18 protein-coding genes and 1 pseudogene are annotated in these 16,653 nt (G+C 57.1%); 7 read left to right on the forward strand and 12 right to left on the reverse strand.

Annotated elements, in window-relative coordinates; translation table 11 throughout:
* Positions 1–938 (reverse strand): FAD-dependent oxidoreductase (locus AC5E6W_RS05970; protein ID WP_491751352.1); only part of this gene is annotated, 938 nt, incomplete at its 3' end.
* 99 nt (positions 939–1,037) lie between these two features.
* Here AC5E6W_RS05970 and AC5E6W_RS05975 point away from each other — a divergent pair.
* Positions 1,038–1,751 carry a TetR/AcrR family transcriptional regulator gene (locus tag AC5E6W_RS05975; RefSeq protein ID WP_491751353.1) on the forward strand — a complete coding sequence of 238 codons (714 nt, stop codon included), beginning with the start codon at positions 1,038–1,040 and terminating at the stop codon, positions 1,749–1,751.
* A gap of 297 nt (positions 1,752–2,048) precedes the next feature.
* Here AC5E6W_RS05975 and AC5E6W_RS05980 read toward each other — a convergent pair whose 3' ends face one another.
* The 5 genes from AC5E6W_RS05980 to AC5E6W_RS06000 all read right to left on the reverse strand — a co-directional run bounded on the left by AC5E6W_RS05980 (position 2,049) and on the right by AC5E6W_RS06000 (position 6,578).
* Complete coding sequence (locus AC5E6W_RS05980; protein ID WP_491751354.1) at positions 2,049–2,912, reverse strand: AraC family transcriptional regulator; 864 nt, start codon at positions 2,910–2,912, stop codon at positions 2,049–2,051.
* A gap of 33 nt (positions 2,913–2,945) precedes the next feature.
* The gene (locus tag AC5E6W_RS05985) at positions 2,946–4,139 is read right to left on the reverse strand and encodes a 4-hydroxybenzoate 3-monooxygenase (protein WP_491751355.1); all 1,194 of its coding nucleotides are present in this window, start codon (positions 4,137–4,139) and stop codon (positions 2,946–2,948) included.
* 46 nt (positions 4,140–4,185) lie between these two features.
* Positions 4,186–4,854, reverse strand: a complete 669-nt coding sequence (locus AC5E6W_RS05990; protein WP_491751356.1) for an O-methyltransferase — start codon at positions 4,852–4,854, stop codon at positions 4,186–4,188.
* A 19-nt stretch (positions 4,855–4,873) separates the two neighbouring features.
* Positions 4,874–5,602 carry an SDR family NAD(P)-dependent oxidoreductase gene (locus AC5E6W_RS05995; protein ID WP_491751357.1) on the reverse strand — a complete coding sequence of 243 codons (729 nt, stop codon included), beginning with the start codon at positions 5,600–5,602 and terminating at the stop codon, positions 4,874–4,876.
* A 163-nt stretch (positions 5,603–5,765) separates the two neighbouring features.
* Positions 5,766–6,578: an AraC family transcriptional regulator gene (locus AC5E6W_RS06000; protein ID WP_491751358.1), complete on the reverse strand. Its 813-nt coding sequence runs from the start codon at positions 6,576–6,578 to the stop codon at positions 5,766–5,768.
* A gap of 288 nt (positions 6,579–6,866) precedes the next feature.
* Here AC5E6W_RS06000 and AC5E6W_RS06005 point away from each other — a divergent pair, with 288 nt between their 5' ends.
* Positions 6,867–7,256 (forward strand): winged helix-turn-helix transcriptional regulator, encoded by a 390-nt coding sequence (locus AC5E6W_RS06005; RefSeq protein ID WP_491751359.1) that lies wholly within the window; start codon positions 6,867–6,869, stop codon positions 7,254–7,256.
* A gap of 272 nt (positions 7,257–7,528) precedes the next feature.
* On the opposite strand, the gene AC5E6W_RS06010 is transcribed toward AC5E6W_RS06005, so the two are convergent.
* On the reverse strand, positions 7,529–7,759 hold the full coding sequence (locus AC5E6W_RS06010; protein WP_491751360.1) for a hypothetical protein: 231 nt from the start codon (positions 7,757–7,759) through the stop codon (positions 7,529–7,531).
* Between the two features lie 319 nt (positions 7,760–8,078).
* Positions 8,079–8,786: a TetR/AcrR family transcriptional regulator gene (locus AC5E6W_RS06015; RefSeq protein ID WP_491751361.1), complete on the reverse strand. Its 708-nt coding sequence runs from the start codon at positions 8,784–8,786 to the stop codon at positions 8,079–8,081.
* A 9-nt stretch (positions 8,787–8,795) separates the two neighbouring features.
* On the opposite strand from AC5E6W_RS06015, the gene AC5E6W_RS06020 reads away from it, so the two are divergent.
* Together AC5E6W_RS06020 and AC5E6W_RS06025 are read left to right on the forward strand one after the other, a co-directional pair.
* Positions 8,796–9,626 carry an SDR family oxidoreductase gene (locus AC5E6W_RS06020; RefSeq protein ID WP_491751362.1) on the forward strand — a complete coding sequence of 277 codons (831 nt, stop codon included), beginning with the start codon at positions 8,796–8,798 and terminating at the stop codon, positions 9,624–9,626.
* 206 nt (positions 9,627–9,832) lie between these two features.
* Positions 9,833–10,027: pseudogene (locus AC5E6W_RS06025) on the forward strand (winged helix-turn-helix transcriptional regulator); the annotation flags it as partial.
* A gap of 121 nt (positions 10,028–10,148) precedes the next feature.
* Here the strand turns inward: AC5E6W_RS06025 and AC5E6W_RS06030 are convergent.
* Both AC5E6W_RS06030 and AC5E6W_RS06035 read right to left on the reverse strand, forming a co-directional pair.
* Positions 10,149–10,691, reverse strand: coding sequence for a sialidase family protein (locus AC5E6W_RS06030; protein WP_491751363.1), 543 nt, complete (start codon positions 10,689–10,691; stop codon positions 10,149–10,151).
* Between the two features lie 504 nt (positions 10,692–11,195).
* A complete protein-coding gene (locus AC5E6W_RS06035; RefSeq protein ID WP_491751364.1) occupies positions 11,196–12,119 on the reverse strand; it encodes an SDR family oxidoreductase in 924 nt (307 codons plus the stop codon).
* A 200-nt stretch (positions 12,120–12,319) separates the two neighbouring features.
* On the opposite strand from AC5E6W_RS06035, the gene AC5E6W_RS06040 reads away from it, so the two are divergent.
* Complete coding sequence (locus tag AC5E6W_RS06040) at positions 12,320–13,255, forward strand: AraC family transcriptional regulator (protein ID WP_491751365.1); 936 nt, start codon at positions 12,320–12,322, stop codon at positions 13,253–13,255.
* Here AC5E6W_RS06040 and AC5E6W_RS06045 read toward each other — a convergent pair.
* A complete protein-coding gene (locus AC5E6W_RS06045) occupies positions 13,248–14,372 on the reverse strand; it encodes a zinc-binding alcohol dehydrogenase family protein (protein ID WP_491751366.1) in 1,125 nt (374 codons plus the stop codon). The genes AC5E6W_RS06040 and AC5E6W_RS06045 overlap by 8 nt on opposite strands.
* 172 nt (positions 14,373–14,544) lie before the next feature.
* Here AC5E6W_RS06045 and AC5E6W_RS06050 point away from each other — a divergent pair, with 172 nt between their 5' ends.
* Positions 14,545–15,366 carry a helix-turn-helix transcriptional regulator gene (locus AC5E6W_RS06050; RefSeq protein ID WP_491751367.1) on the forward strand — a complete coding sequence of 274 codons (822 nt, stop codon included), beginning with the start codon at positions 14,545–14,547 and terminating at the stop codon, positions 15,364–15,366.
* Between the two features lie 302 nt (positions 15,367–15,668).
* Here AC5E6W_RS06050 and AC5E6W_RS06055 read toward each other — a convergent pair whose 3' ends face one another.
* Positions 15,669–16,112 (reverse strand): GlcG/HbpS family heme-binding protein, encoded by a 444-nt coding sequence (locus AC5E6W_RS06055; protein ID WP_491751368.1) that lies wholly within the window; start codon positions 16,110–16,112, stop codon positions 15,669–15,671.
* Positions 16,113–16,170: 58 nt separating this feature from the next.
* On the opposite strand from AC5E6W_RS06055, the gene AC5E6W_RS06060 reads away from it, so the two are divergent.
* Entirely contained in the window at positions 16,171–16,545 is a 375-nt protein-coding gene (locus tag AC5E6W_RS06060) for a MerR family transcriptional regulator (protein ID WP_491751369.1), read from the forward strand.
* Positions 16,546–16,653: the final 108 nt, after the last annotated feature.

Here is a 16,653-nt window from a genome sequence, read left to right on the forward strand (position 1 = left end):
TCGTACATGGCTAGATTGGCTCCTTCGCCCGATGGCGCCATTAGGTGCGCCGCATCGCCAAGCAGCGTCACGCCGGGTACCCGGTTCCATCGGTGTTCGCACGGAAGCGAATAGATTGGGCGAGGCACTGGCGCTGTTTCGCCGTCGGTGATGAGCGCAGTCAGTTCGGGGGCCCAGCCATCGAACTGACTGGCAACGCAGGCCACGGCGACCGCTGGATCAGAGAAGTCGATGTTGGAGATCCAGTTCTCGGGCTGCTTCAACGCCACGTAGGTATGCAGTACGCCATGGGGCTCGCGATGCGCCATAATGCCTTTTCCCGGTGCCATGGCAAACATCCCACCCCCGCCCACCGCTGCGGCGCTGGCCTTGTGATGCAGGTCGCTGTCGTAAAGGTAAGTCTCGACATAGGTGATGCCGGCATACACCGGTCTTGCCTCGGAAAGCAGTGGGCGGACCTTCGACCAGGCACCGTCTGCTCCAATAAGGAGTTCGGTTGTCGCAGTTGAGCCGTCAGCAAAGGTCAACTCGTGCCGGCCATTGCAGAGTGAAGTCACCACTGTGAGTTTGTGTCCCCACCGCACCGCGTCAGCAGGAAGCGATTCGAGCAATATACGGCGGAGCTCTCCGCGAGGCACCTCGGGACGACCGCCTGTGCCGTCATCGGGGTCATCGAATAGCACGTTGCCCTTCTTGTCGAGGACACGGCTTTGCTGACCGCCAGGATGAATAAGATCAAGGAATTGATCGAAGAGTCCCGCAGCCTTGAGAGCTAACTGGCCATTCTGTTCGTGGATGTCGAGCATGCCGCCTTGAGGACGGGCCGTTGGAGAAGCGTCGGCTTCGTAGACAGTGGCCGCGATGCCGTGAACGTGGAGGACCCGCGCAAGTGTCAGGCCTCCGAGCCCGGCTCCAATAATTGTGACTGGTGTGTTCATCGTGTCTCCTAAAGCCGGACCATAGAGCGGCTGCCATAGGTCCGTGGAACGCAATTCCATTATATGTGGAATTGCGTTCCATTTGTGTAAAGATAGAGCATGGCCAAAAGGGCACGCGTCCCGAAACGAACCGACGAGTCGCTCTCTCGGGAACGCATTATCGAAGCGTCGATTGAGCTTCTGGACAGCTACGGAGAAGAGGGTCTTACGTTCCGGGCGCTGTCCGAACGGCTCGCCACCGGCCCTGGCGCAATTTACTGGCACATCGCCAACAAGAGTGACCTGCTAACCGCCGCCTGCGATGCCGTGATCGCGCGTACGATCCCCGAAAGTTGTACTACGGCGCCGGAAGACGCGATTCGCGCTATAGCGCTCGCCCTGTTTGACGTGATCGACGACCATCCTTGGGTAGGCTCAGCGCTCACCAGCGCCGCGGTGCTGTCGCCCATCGTGCGCATTCTTGAACGCATCGGCCAGCAGATTCGCGCTCTGGGCGTGCCGGACGAACAACAATGGGCGACGGTAGGTGCGTTGATTGCGTTTATCCTCGGGGTCAGCAGACAGAATGCTGCGAATCGCCAGTTCGCAAAGACGCAGAGCCTTGATCGATCTGACTTTCTCGAAGCGATCTCAAACGCCTGGTCACTGCTCGATCCGAAGCAGTATCCGTTTACCCGGAGTGTAGCCGCACAGTTACGAGATCATGACGACCGGGTGGACTACCTTACCGGGATTGATCTCATCTTGAAAGGCATTGACGCACGGCAGCGTCGCTCACGCTCTCAACCCAAACAGACACCTCGCAACGTGTAGACGAGCTTGTCGTGCTGCCTCGTGTCGGCCAGACGCGGTCTCAACGAGTGCCAAATCGCCGATTCACTCAGCGAACTCTGCGAGTTCTTAGGATCTTCCTTCACGCATGACAATGTCCTCTAAATGCTTGGAATTCATTGACGTTCGACCACCGGGCTGCGGAACAATGAACGCCCAGAAATCCAATGCGAGATGCGCCAAGAAAGATCTTCGCGCGTAAGAGGCGATCGAAGGAGGCGCCCCTATATCCTTTCGGCGCTCAGCAGCGCCAAAGCGTGGGGTGGAAATACGGGCAGCTCAGCGGGATGAAAAATATCTACTTGGTAATTGACCGGTGACCCGCTTGAACATAGCAGTGAAAGCCCAGGCTGTTTCATAGCCGAGTTCATCCGCGATTTCTGAAAGAGTTCTATTGTTCGCGATCATCGGAAGAGACACGAAGGTGCGGATTTGATCCCGCCACCTCTGAAAGGAAAGGCCTGTTTCTTTCAGCAAGAGTCTTGCCAGTGTCCGTGAAGAGCAATGAAGCCGCGTTGCCCAATCTTCGAGCGTGCGTGTGCTGCCAGGGTTCTTCGTCAACGTTGCTTCCACAAGCTGCAAACGTTTGTCGTGAAGCCGTGGCAGGCTCACAGGATGGAGCGCAGTCCAGTCGATCTCACCTAAGAAGGTCTTTACGATCTGCCCGTCCTGACCGCCTTCATCATATTCGACGGGCATTTCCATCAGCCGCAAGACCAGTTCTTTGAGGAACGCGGAGACTCCAAGCATTTGCGGCATGCTCGGAGCAGGGGGCGGACAGATGTCCTCCCGAATGTATAGCGTCCGTAATTCAACAGGACCAATCGTGGTTGGTTGGTGCGGATAGTTCGCAGGCATCCAGACCGCCCGCTGGGGAGGAATGATCCAGCGACCGAGGTCCGTGGCGATTTTCATTGATCCGGATACCGCATAAAGAAACTGTGCCCGATCGTGGGCATGCAATGGTGTCTTCGCTCCAGCGGGGACAGAATACGCAAGCGTCGCGAGCGGGCGAGGTACGTGCTTCAAAGACCTGAGATTGGTAGAACGCCGTTTTGCCATTTCAGTCTTGTATTCCGGGGCCAGCGATGTGCATGAGGCGCAACAATCCTCATGCACATCCAGCTTTGGTATGAGGCCCATATCCCCTCACAAGGTTCGCGATAACCTTTGTCTTCAGTTGACTCCTCGCTGATATTCGCTATGCAACCGGGCCGCCGTGGGGGAGTTGAACAAGTTATCGAGACGTGCGCGTGCAGTCATCTGACGAAACTTACCGTGCTGCGTAGGATCACCGGCGTCGTGCATCATATCGGTCATCCAGACTGCGAAATCCTGATAATTCCAAATATGAGGCAGGCACGTTTCGGAGTACTTATCCAAGGCAGCTCTGTTGTGGTCCCGCACGGCGCTTAACAGTGCCTGGGCGAGAACGTCTACGTCGAAGAGAGCAAGATTCATTCCCTTAGCGCTTGTAGGAGGCACAAGATGTGCGGCATCGCCAGCTAGAAAGAGGTTCCGGTATTGCATGGGAGAATGAACGACGCTCCGCAACGGAACGAAAAGCTTGTCATGAACCAAGGCATTCATAATGCTGTGATCGTTGAGCCGTAGCCGCACTTCATCCCAAAGCCGCTCATCCGGCCAGTCTTCGGGGCCATCACTGAGCGCACATTGCAAGTAATACCGGCTCCTTTGAGGGCCGCGAGGAAGCTGCCCAACGAAGCCGTGATCACTGACGCCCATAATCGGATGTCCCGTGACGGGAGCCTCGACGAGCGCGGCCAGCCACGCGTACCCGAACTCATGACTGTACGTAGTCAATACGCCATGCGGGATCGACGAGCGACTGACGCCGCGGTCACCGTCGCATCCTACAATGTAGTCGCAGGTAAGCTCGTGTGAACCACTCGCATCCGAGTATCGAACCTGCGGACGGCGGCCCTCTTCGTTCTGGATCGTTACATCACTGACCTCGAACCGGACATCCCCCGCCATGGAGTCAATGAGTTCTTTCAGCAGGTTATTGATGAGCATCTGTTGGGTACAGAAACGGCCTTCACTGCCGTCGTCTGCGATAACCTCGAAAACGCGGCCTGCCCCGTTGACTCGATAGTCGATTGTTGTGGCGATGGGACCGGCGAGGAGCTTATCTGTCAGATCCCATCGTTCGAACATGCGCACTGCACGCGCATCGACGACGCCGGCTCTCTGCCGTACTGCAATGTAGTCGCGATCGCGCCTCTCCAAAACGACGCAAGCTATTCCAGACTTCTGCAGAAAAGTCGCCAACGTCAAACCGGACACGCCTGCGCCAATGATGGCAACTGCGGTCTCTTCGTGAATCGATGTCATAATCTGTTCCTTCACTTATCTTGATTTCTTGTTTACGAGAGTTGGGCGTAGACGCTGCGCTCTATGCGGTCCGGAGGGAGAGCTCGACGTCCTCTCCGAATGGAATTGAGAGATAGCCGTTGGCCGACTCACGTACGTAAGCTTCGTAGTCCGGACAATAATTCGTGTTGTCCGCGACGATGAGAGAACCTGGGACCAGACGCCTTTCAAGCAAGTTGAGGACTTCCAGGTAGATGCCTTTGGCCCCGTCGAGTAGGATCAGGTCGATCTTCTCTGGCAGGTTGTCTCTCAACGTCAGAAGAGCGTCGCCCTCGCGGAGTTCGACGAGATCGATGAGACCGGCGTCTGTCAGATTTTGCCGGGCGCGAGTAATCTTCGAGGGTTCGAACTCGGTGGCGATGAGACGGCCGCCTCCGTTATCGCGCAAAGCGGATGCAAGAAAGATGGTCGAGATACCGAACGACGTCCCGAATTCGACGATTGTCTTAGCGCGGGACGCGCGCACCAGCATATGGAGAAGGGTGCCGATTTCGCGCGAAACAGCGAGCGGCATATCTTTCATGGACCGATAGAAATCCAGATAGCGCGTTTTGGTACGCACAGGGTGAGCATCGTCATACTGCAATCGACTGTGGTTGCCCGAGGGCCGGATCGATTGGGACGAGGCGTTTGGCAATCCTAAGAGGCCATGCAAAACGTCTGCTACCGGTTTCGAGTCGAGATTTGTCATTTGTGCTTCTCCTGTTTCGTTACACCTGCGCCATGCCGCCGTCGACGTACAGCTCGGCACCAGTCACGAAACTCGATTCGTCGCTAAGTAGGAACATCGCTGCCGCCGCGACTTCTTCCACACGTGCCATGCGACCCAGTGGGATCTGACTCACGATTCCCGCACGCATCTCTTCGGAAAGCGTAGCCATCATGACGGTATCGGTGGGGCCGGGGCTCAGGACGTTGACGCGGATGCCTCGCGGTGCGAGTTCCACCGTCCAGCTGCGTACATAGGAACGTAATGCTGCCTTCGTCGCGGCATAGGTGCCATAGGGAGGCACACCTTTCACATCTGCAATCGATCCCAGAAACAGCGCGGCGCTGCCTGCCGCCATGTGCGGCGCACCGGCCCGCATGGTGAAAAGGGCGCCACGCACGTTTACCGCGAAATGTTGGTCGAAGTGCTCCGGCGTGGTCAGCGCAAGGTCCGCCGGTTCCATCATGCCGGCATTGAACACCAGCGCATCGATGCGCCCACGCTCCGCGACGACTGTCGCGATGACCCGTTCAATATCCTCTGGATCACTCGCGTCGGCCACCAGGCCGCGCGCTTCGTGGCCGGTCTTGGTGACCGCCTCGTCAACGTCAGGCGCGCGGCGGCCCGTCAAGAAGACCGAAGCGCCTTCCTTTGCCAGCCGCTCGGCGATCGCCCTTCCGATGCCACTTGCTCCGCCCATCACTATCGCCACCTTGCCTGTCATCGCCATAGATTTCACGATAAGCGGTATAAGTAATGGCGGCAATGCGAAATCCTGTCAATGAATTCGCAAATGTTGCCAATCTGCGATCGAGCAGGACCGAGATGACGAAAGCACGCGCTGGCGGAGTTCGCATCGGCAGGGAGTTGGATATAGGCGACTCTGATGAAACTTAGGGCTTTCCCGAACGCTCTGCCATATAGCGCGCTGGCGATGTTCCAAGTGCCTTGCGAAACATGGTGACGAAGCTACCGACGCTCTCATAGCCCAGATCGAGAGCGACCTGCTGCACGCTGGCTCCGTTTGCCATCCATTGCAAAGCGAGGATGATGTTCAGATGTTGTCTCCACCGACCGAAGCTCATCCCGGTTTCAGCGGCGATGACCCGCGCCAGGGTCCGTTCGCTAAGACCGACGCGCCTCGCCCAAGACTCGATGGTCCCGCGATCGGCCGGATTTGCCATCATCCTCTGGAAGATTTCGCGAAGCCGAGGATCAGAAGGCATCGGCAAGTGCAGGCCTCCGACCGGAGCTGTCGAAATCTCATCCAGTAGCAGGGTCATAATGTGGGATTCCACTCCACCCCGCTTACAGTCGGTTGGAAACTGTGCGGATCGGATGATCAATTCTCGAAGGAGCGGATTGACGTTGATCGTGGTGCACTTGGAAGGCAGTCCCGTGGCTTCGTCGGGTTCGATGAACACGGCATAGCCTTCGATCTTTCCCGCAGTAGTGACCCGATGCACCATTCCACCAGGGACGAAGAGCGCGCATAGCGGGGGGACAAGCCAGATTCCTCCCTCCGCCTCGCAGGTTCCGACACCAGAAAGAGACAACATGAGCTGTGCCTTCTGATGCGAATGGGACTCTAGTTCCCAGCCCGCTGTCTCCATCTCGACGCCGACCGTAACGACCTTTTGGGGGGTAGCCAATACCTCGCCCATGAGTTCTACGAAATCGATATGTGGATTACGAAGTATCGGCATAGTGGAACATCCAGCATTATGGCAGGATCAGCGAATAGTTTGACAGGATTTCGCATTGCCGCCAAGCCTCTGCTGCCAGTATGTTGAGCGAAGGATGCCAATCATAAGAGACCGGTAGCAATTCCCATAATTCTGCGGTTTGGCATCAGAGCAAGCTTCAACAACCCCAGATCGTGATGACTCCAGTCGTCGAGAGTCAGACGACTCGGAACCGCTGGGACGGGACGGGGCGACCATCGTCTGTAGCCGAAGGAACGAGCATCGCTCCGTTCTTGGAGATCGATAGGCATGCAAGATGAAGAAGCCATAAAGCTTCAACGCGCGACACGGGTCCTTCAGCTCTTGCAAGGTAAATGGACTCTTGAGATTCTCTTCGCAATGCGTGACCGCCCCGTCCGCTTGAGTGAACTAAGAAGAGTTTTACCGTCTGCGTCCAAAAAGGCCCTCACGTCTAGCCTTCGGTCTTTGGAGGCGGGTGGCGTCGTTATACGAAGAGATCTCAGTGCCAACCTGTTGCACGTCGAATACAGTCTGTCGGCAGCGACTAAAGCTTCTGTCATTGCTTTGTTGGACCACATCATTGCCTGGGGTGCAGAGTATGAAGACCGACTTCGCCGTCACTCCTTCGGAGTAGAGTCGCCCGCAGCCATTCCAAAAGCTATGGTGCGTTCGTGGTGAGAACAATCCGAGGAGTTGCGCTGTTAGCCGACCATGCCTCTCCCACCTGGCTTATGGGAAGTTCTCTTGTTGCTATCTGAAAGCCAACCTGGGATGCGGCCTGCATCAGCTTGGAAAGGACCAGAACGATCTCTTCTAATGCGACACTTCCAATTCCGCTACCCATCAGTTGAATCGCCGAAGATCTCAGGACGGCTCCAGGAAGTGTGATCTCGGGAGCGCTCGTAGTTCCAATCTGAACGAAGCGAATGGACGTCGCCCATTTGGCAGCGCTAGCCGCCGCGAGTATTTGCTCGGCACTTGGCCCCCCAGAGATAGTCGAGCACAACATCAATTCTTTGCGCGAACTGCTCTCTCAATTCACCTTCCGATGCCTTGCCGTCGCGATCCAGCGAAATCACCTCGTCAGGCCCGATGGACAACAAGCCAATCAAGACTTCCCGGTTTCGCCCGGTCGCAACAACTTTCTTGGCTCCGAGGTACTTTGCGATTTGAACGGCCATCCTGCCCGTCGATCCTGTCAGACGGTGGTCCTCATGAGCAGCATCAACTCCTACACGCAGAGCTTCGTCATCGAAGAGTAGGCTGTTTTAACGGGACCAGGAGAGCGATCGGCGCAATGCGACCTCGCTGCAAGAAAAGCGGCGCTTGAAGGGAAGGGCTACCGACCCTGATACAGAGCGGTTCGATATTGTTCGACCAGCTCAACCGGCGTTATCGGGAAGGTCTCGATCTCATCGTTCACGGAGCGCGGCCCGAATGATGAGCCGCTCGGATCCTACGAATACGGTAGGATTCACAATCAACGTGCCAAGTGGGCTTCTACAGAGATGGCTTTGGGGACCCGACCCCAGAAAGAGCCTGGTTGCTAGCTGCGTCCTCGGTAGATGACGCAGCTAGCAACCAGGCGTCCAGTCCGAATCGCAAACCGCTTGCGGGCTTCCGCTCTCCAAAGACCTGGTTTGCCTCCAAGGCGGCTGCCCCATGAAGAAAAGCCCAAAGAGCCACGGCTGCCTCGGGAGCTCGCCTTTCTCCTGTAACCTGCTGCACCTGCTCAAGGGTAAAGAGCCATAAGCTATGCCGGGGCGTGGCATCATGCTCGGGCGCACGGTGACTCATCAAGAGTTCGTACAGGTGTCGATGGTTTTTCGCGAAGGCGGCATACGCGCTCGCCATCTGCCGGATAGCTTTCTGCGGACTGCGCGAATTAGCTGCTTTGCGCAAGTCCATCTCTAACTGGTCGGATGCCTCATTTGCCAAAGCCACTTCCAGAGCCGCGCGATCCGGAAAATAGCGATAGATCGCATTCGATGCAAGTCCCAGGCTAGCGGCCACGTTCCGTAAAGAGAGATCGCGAATCCCTCCTGTTGCAAGCTGCGCAGCGGCCACAGCGAGGATGGCTTTTGAGTTGGTCTTCGATGGGTAAGGCATGAAGATCACTGTACATCTTGACGCAGGCTGGAGAAAACCGTAGAGTCGTCTGTATTGAAGGTAATCAGTGATTACCTTCAGCGGGGCTACGAGAAACAAGGAGGAATCATGGCTGCAACAGTGCTCATTACGGGGTGTTCATCAGGTATAGGAAAATCGACCGCGCTGAAGTTTCGGTCGGCAGGCTGGAATGTAGTGGCGACTATGCGTGATGCGGACCGCTGGACGGAGCCGGCTATCGACGGGCTCCTGCCTCTCTCACTCGATGTGTGTGACGGGGATTCCATCAGTGTCGCTTTGAAAACGGCCTTCGAGCGATTCGGCACGATGGATTGCGTGGTGAACAATGCTGGAGCCGGCCTCTTCTCCGTATTCGAAGCGACCCCAATGCAGACGATGCAGGACGTCTTCGAAACCAATTTCTTCGGGCCATTAAAGGTCATGCGTGCGGCTATCCCTTATTTCAAGCAGAGCGGTGGTGGCCGATTCATCAATGTGACGTCGGCATCGTCGATCTCACCAGACCCGCTGATGACGATTTATGGAGCAAGCAAAGCCGCGCTGGATTCCTTCAGCGAATCTCTTCGCTACGAATTAGGACCCTCGAAGATCGATGTCAAGGTGGTGATTCCCGGTTTCGTTCCGACCACATCGTTCATTCGACAGACCCAAAGCGCAGCTGAAAGCATTCCGATTCCTGAGCCTTATCAAGGCTATGTTCACCAACGCCTGCAGGCGTATACGACCAAACTTTCTTTCACCCCGATCAGCGAGGAAGACGTTGCGACCGCGATCCTCATCGCGGCTGCGGATGATACGGACCGGTTACGATTCACCGTCGGAGAAGATGCCGAAATGATGGCGCACATGCGCTGGGAGACATCCGAGAAGGCTTACAACGAATGGACCAACGCTCGGTTTTCTCCGACGTCCTCGTAATGAATGATCAGCGGAGTTTTGGCGGAGCACGGCTTACGTAGGGACATGCTCCCGCCTCCAAAAGAGCTATGCAGACTCAGCCGGTTTTGCTTCAGTATCCGTGCGAGTGACGGGCCAACTTTCCGGGGACTTCCACGCTGAAAGCGCGTGATATCTGGTCGTAGAAGTGGCGCACCTGTGCAAAGCATGGAAGACGCCGGTTAAGCTCGCTCACGGAGGACGGCCTTGTAAGCAGCACCGTCTATCCGACCATTCCGCCGCGCGTCGACTACGAACTGACCGAACTCGGAATCGGTCTTCGAGCAGCTCTTATCCCGCTGAGAGATTGGGCCTCGAAGAACATTGGCGTTCTATCCGCTTGCAGGTCAAGGAATCGGGATCAAGGCCCGCAGTTCTCGTAAATGGGCTTGTCGATAGAGACGGCGCTTCAGATGACAATCACCGAGTCAGTCGTTGAGGCAGATGGGCTGGAAAGGCGCATTACACCTTTCGAACCCCATTTCCGTCGGCGTCCCTTATTCGTCATAAAGTGAGTGCGGCCAAAGCTGTCGGATGCATGCCGTGCCACTCCTCGGGCTGAACCAGACAAATCCAGGTTGTGGCAGTGGATTCCTTCAAGAAGAGGCCGAGATTCGAGAGTGCGAACCAGATACCCGGTTGCCGAACATGAGCGGCCAGCACCGGTATTAGGCTTCGGTCACACGGGAAACCTTCAGCATCTTCCACCCAGTGCTTCGCTTCGCGACGGAAGATCGAGGCTCCGCCCTCCACGTGGGCCCTTTGTGGGCTCTGCGAGGCTGCTATACGAACATCCTCGGGATCGCTGGGGTGAATGGCAAGGCCGTACAAATATGGCGCCGTTTCCAAACCCTTGCCGGAGTAGATCCATGTGTCTCCACCGTCCAGGCTTTCAGCAAAGGATCTTCCTTGCCTCAGCAGTGCATCACCCAGGGCCGCGTAGAGGCGCCATGGAGCGAGAGGATGAGTGAGCAGCACGTGTGTATCCACAGGGCTATCGGGCAACCGGTCTTCAAATGTCCTGCCGTTATCGCGGGAGCGAATCATAGCACCCGCCTCGATAGCCACATGCATGCAACCGTCGCTGGTGTGGGCGATGCACTGGACGTGGTGAGTTCGCGGGCGTGGAGGAAAGGACCAGCTACCACGGGACGGCAAGTCGAGAGTGGACACAAGTTCAAACGTGTCGCCATGATCCGTCGAACGGTATAAGCTACTCGGCTCCGTGCCGACCCACACAGCATGCCGGCCATCTGGCCCAGGAACGGGATCGACCGACACGGCGGTCGTCTCGCGCGGCTCAATCGCACCGCCCGCCGGGCCGCCAAAGAAGCCCTGCGGGGTTCCGACAGGACACCACGTCTCACCCGCATCCTCGCTGCGCCAGAGCCCCCGGTTGTAGGTAGCGCAATACACTCGTGCAGGCTCCCCCGGGTCTATGGCGAATGCGATCGGCTGGAGGCCGGGAAGTTTCGGCTTTATACCTCCGCTCGTACCCAAATCGAATGTATAAAGTCCGCCCGTAAGTCCAATCAGCAACCTAGTCATCATCTACCTCTGAATTCCACCATGGGATAGGAATTCCCCGCCATTTCCCCTTATGGACAAGTCGGCCAGCAGGCTCGGACCGCTGGGAGTCCAGGCGAGTTTCCGACGAGTGAGCTCCCCAGATGCGGCGAGATCGAGGGTCGCGAGTTGCGCCAATGCGCCGAAGTATTCGCTCGCCTCGCCTGGCGTGATCGATTTTACCGGCATGCCTAGGCGGTCACCGATTGCCTCCGCGATTTCGCGCATTGCGATGCCTTCCTCGGCTACGGCATGGTAACGCGCCCCAGCCTCGCCCCGTTCCAGCGCAAAACGGAAGAGCTGTGCGGCATCGGAAACATGAACAGCGGGCACCCGGTTTGCTCCGTCACCGATGTACGCAACCCACCCTGTCTTTCGCGCCAACTCTACATGCAGCGAGATCCTGCCTTGCTTCAGAGTGTCATGCACCTGCGGAAGCCGAACCACGACGACATTCGCCCCGTCCTCTATCAGGGCATCCGTTGCCTCCTCAGTCGCCGCGCGCGCAAATTGGGCCGATGTGAAATGGGGATCGGTTTCGAGCGCGATGCCACCACTCGCCGAGTGAACCAGGCCCGTGCCCGAAGTGACAACGAGTCGGCGGCCCGTCCGCTTCAGCAAATCGCCAAGCGTTTCAATGACTTTGCGGTCATTTTCACTGCTCTCCTTCAACTTGGAGAAGTCATGATTGAAGGCCGCATGGATGACCGCGTCTGCCGACTGTGCGGCAGTGCGCAGATGATCCAGGTCATTGACGTCACCACGAGAGACCTCTACGCCCGCACGAACGAGCGCTTCAGCGCCTGCGTCTGAGCGGCAAAGCCCGACAACATGGTGACCGGCCTGGACCAGTTGTGGAACAAGAGAGTAGCCAATGAAGCCGGTTGCGCCTGTAACAAACACTCGCATGATTGAACCTCCTGGATGTAGAAACCGCGTCCTTCGAGTGCGGCATTCTCGATCCTTAGTCCAGTAGATGGGTGGCACCAGGTGGACGATCTATATTCATAGTCCAAATGATTGGTTCGATCGTCTCACCGCATAAAACTTCGAGACCGGAAGAGCGACAGGCTGCACCAGAACCAGCTGCCTTTGCGAGCAAACGCAGTATGGACCCGCTCTCCGACGTTCTTGCACTCATGAAGCCGCAGCCGTATGTCGCCGGCGGCTACCCGATTCCGGCCGACGTAGCGATCCAATATCCCAAACACCCCGGGATTAAGTGCTACGCGATGCTCGCCGGTGCCTGCTGGTTGATCGTCGAAGGTGTCTCCCAGCCAGTGAAGCTGAACACTGGCGATTGCGTGGTGCTGGCGCATGGGCGCCCCTTTCGATTCGCAGCAGAGCTCACACTCAAGCCGATGGATCGCGCTGAGGTCCATGCACGTAGAACCTCCGGAAACGGACCGCTTGGTACGCCGAACGCGCCACGCTTTATTGCAGGAGGCCATTTCGCGCTTAAAGGGGGACCTGCGCGGTTACTCCTAAGTGCGCTGCCGCCGGTCGTACATATCCGCAACGAAGTCGGGAAAGCCGTGATGCGATGGTCGATCGAGCGCATGGGCGAGGAGCTCTCTCAAGCGCAGCCGGGCAGTTCGCTGGTGACACAGCACCTCGCATCCATGATGCTCATCCAAGCTCTTCGTCTGCACATGGCGGATACCTCTGAAGTTCATCGAGGATGGCTAGCTGCACTGGCGGACAAGCAACTGAGTGTGGTCATCGCTAATATGCACGACAATCCTGGTCGTCCCTGGACGGTGCTTTCGCTCGCGGGGAGTGCCGGCATGTCACGCGCCGGATTCGCACGGCGTTTTAGCGACGTCGTTGGTACTGGGCCGCTCGAATACCTTACCCGTTGGCGGATGCTGCTGGCCGCGGATCGGCTGGAAAACTCTGCTGAGAGTCTGCTTGCAATTGCGCAGTCGCTGGGCTACGGGTCTGAGAGCGCCTTCGGGAAAGCATTCCGAAGGGTGATGGGTTGTTCTCCTCGACAGTACATCTTGTCGCCCTCCCAGGGTCGAGTTAGCGGGGGACCTAAGTGAGGTCAATGACGATTTTCGCAGCGGATACACCCCTCCTCTGAACATCGAAGGCGGTTTGGATGTCGTGGAGAGACTTGCCCACGACCTGCGCCGGGGGCGCCGGCCGAAAGCTACCGGAGGCGAGCGCTTTGCCAAGATATTCCTGATAGATGTAACGGCCAATCTCGTTATCAATCATCGAGCTAGCATCATAGAACTTGACCGTGATCCCGTGGCGGCGCGACTTCAACCAATTTTTGACACTCGAACTCAGCATTGCCGGGACAAGCTTCAAAATAACCCCGAGAGTCATCCGTCTACCCGCAGGTATGGCATCGAAGGATATCGGTGAACTGAGGTTGGCCACAAACTTCCGACCCTCACAAAGAGCAAGGATATCGATACAGGCGGAGGTCGATCCGGCGCCAATCGACAAAGCGCCCGCGACGTTTTTGCCCTTCAGCGCCGCGACAACATCGTGAACAAGATTTCTGCTGTTGTAGTCGAACGCGAGGGCAGCGCCAAGCGACCTTACATACTCGAAGTTCTTTGGCGAAGAGGTAGTCACAACAATGTAGCCGGCGGCTACAGCGAGTTGGATCGCGTTGCTGCCCACGCTCGTCGCTCCTCCCGCGATGATCACCCATTGGTCGAGTGGCTCCGCAGGTATGGACGGCCGCTTCAGAGCAAGAGCATTGCTTTGAAACAAGCCGCAAGCCGCAGTCGTCAGGCCGAGGGGAACCACGGCTGCGTCGACAAAAGAAATATGTTCGGGGATGATCGTTGTGAGTTGCGGCAAGACGATCGTATAGGCCTGGAACGCGCCTTCACTCGCCCGGTTCCGTGGTTTGGCGGCCCCGGCAGCCATGGCCAGCACACGGTCGCCGATCTGTACATGGGTGACGTCACTTCCTACTGCTACCACCTCCCCCGCCAGGTCAGAGCCCAGGACGAAAGGATATTTAATCCAGGAAAACAGTCGCTTCCCAAGGTACTGGATCATCCAGTCGACTGGATTCACGGCGACCGCGTGGTTCTTGACGAGGATTTCACCGGCTCGGGGTTCGGTATAGGGTGCCACTTTCACCTCAAGAGGTTCGTGTTCCGCGACCAACCATGCGGCTTCATTCTTAGGCATAGGCGTCCTTCTTATCGTTGTTTGGTGATATGTAATTTAGGGTCTATCTTCAGCTCCGGTCATTGGACCGTTTCGCCGCCGAGGGGCAGCAAACATATCTCTACTAGACAAGCTATGCCTGCGGGATATGCTAGTAAAGTAGTGACGTTATCGTAGTAAAGAGGCTAATAGGATGAGCGATCAATCGGCGGAGAAGTTCCTTGGAACCTATTTGAAGGAACGCCGAGCCAGGCTCGATCCCGCTGCTTTTGGCTTTCCCGCTGAGCGTCGTCGGACTCCCGGCCTCCGTCGTGAAGAGGTCGCACAACGGGCTCATATCAGCACGACCTGGTACACGTGGCTCGAGCAAGGGCGTGGGGGCGCGCCCTCATCTGACGTCTTGGATCGAGTTGCCCGCGCTCTCATGCTCACGGACGTGGAGCGCGAACACGTGTTTCTGCTCGGTCTAGGCCGACCACCGGAAGCCCGCTATGAAAAGAACGATGGAGTCACGCCTCGATTGCAGCACGTGCTCGATGCCTTGGATCCCAGCCCTGCGTTTATTAAGACCGCGACATGGGATGTGATCGCTTGGAACCGGGCGGCGAGTGCGATGTTGATGAACCCAGAGTCACGGCCACCCGACCAGCGGAACTTATTGCGTGTCATGTTCCTGGATGCCCGCGCCCGCGTTTGGCATGACGACTGGGAGAGCATGGCCCGGCTCGTCGTGGGTGGGTTCCGGCTGGACGCGGCCCGCGCAGGAGCCTCGGAGAACGTAGAGGCTCTTGTCAACGAACTATGCCAACGTAGTCCCGAGTTCAAAGCAATCTGGCATGCGAACGATGTTCCGGCCGCACACAACGAAACAATCAAACACCTTCACCACCCCGTGTTCGGATCGGTCTCGCTCGAATACTCCGGCTTTGCGGTGGATGGTCGTCCGGACCTAATCCTGGCGGTCTACAATCCGGCGACGGCAGAGGACAGGGGACGCATCGCGTCCCTGCTGTAACGCCATTAGCCATCATTCGCTAGATAAGGTCAGCAACGGATAAGGGGCTCTGGACAGTAGTCCTGATCATCCGATGATAGGTAGATCTCAATGGCCCATCCGGACGCTCACCCTCGAGCAGCCCGGACGGCCAGGTCTGCTGTGATCGAGGCCGGAAAGCAGCTATGCGATGGTCGATCGAGCGCATTTGCGAAGAGCAGTCTCAAGTGCAGTCGAGAAGTTCGCTGGTGTCAAAGCACCTCGCATCTACGTTGCGCATACAGGCACTTCGTTTGCGCCGTAGCGGATGTGCCTCCTTCAATTCAATCTGCCGTGCCTTTTTGCAACATGGACAATGCGCCGGAGCAGACCTCGTTGTCGTCCTCGAATGAGCCTCCGGCAGCACTGATCGCACCGATGACCTGGCCATCGAAAACGATGGGATGAGCGCCGCTTACGGGCGTCACGTTTGGCATCTTGAGGAATGCATAAATGCCGGAGTTGAGCATTTCCATCCACCATTGTGTGGGTTTTCTGGTGATTGCCGCGGTTCGGGCTTTGGCAATCCCTATCTCGACGGCGGCCGGTTCGGCGCCACTCGAACGCAGAAGAACGATGAGGTGTCCACCATCGTCAACGACGCTGATCACCATATAGTCGATTTTCTTTTTCGCGGCGGTTGCGAGAGCGCCCTCAGCGAGGATGAGCGCAGCTTCCAGAGTGAGAACACGCTTTGTAGGTAAGGTACTTAGGTCGATGTGGTCCATTCGGTTCCCTCCAGTACCAACCTAAACCTTGACACTAGTGTCAGGGTCAAGCGATGGTATGAGGATGTTGATCGGTGAGATCTCGGCGCTGACTGGAGCCAGCGCCCGCTCCTTGCGTCACTACGAGCGTTTTGGCCTGCTCCAGACGCATCGCAACGACAACGGCTATCGTCGTTACCCCGCGGAAAGCCTTGAAGTTGTCAGGGCTATCCGTTTTCTTCTCGCGTCGGGACTGACGTTGGCGACCATCGCTGAGATCTTGCCCGCAATGATGTATCAGCACTGCAAACTAGCCGACCCCCACGTCCGATCAGCCATCGAGCGTGAAGCAGACAGAATCAAGTCAAAAATTGACCAACTCAATCGGAGCTACAAGGTTCTGACGGACGCCCTTAGCAAGGGACACATCCGCCGGGACCAACGTGCAGATTAATGTCTCCTTTACCATTTGTTCCGTCGCGAATTTGATGAGGACCGTGCGGAGCCACTATTGAGTACATTCGAGCGAACTAAATAGCAGCAAAGGGACTGCGCAAGGAGC

The organism is Bryocella sp., assembly GCF_058498515.1.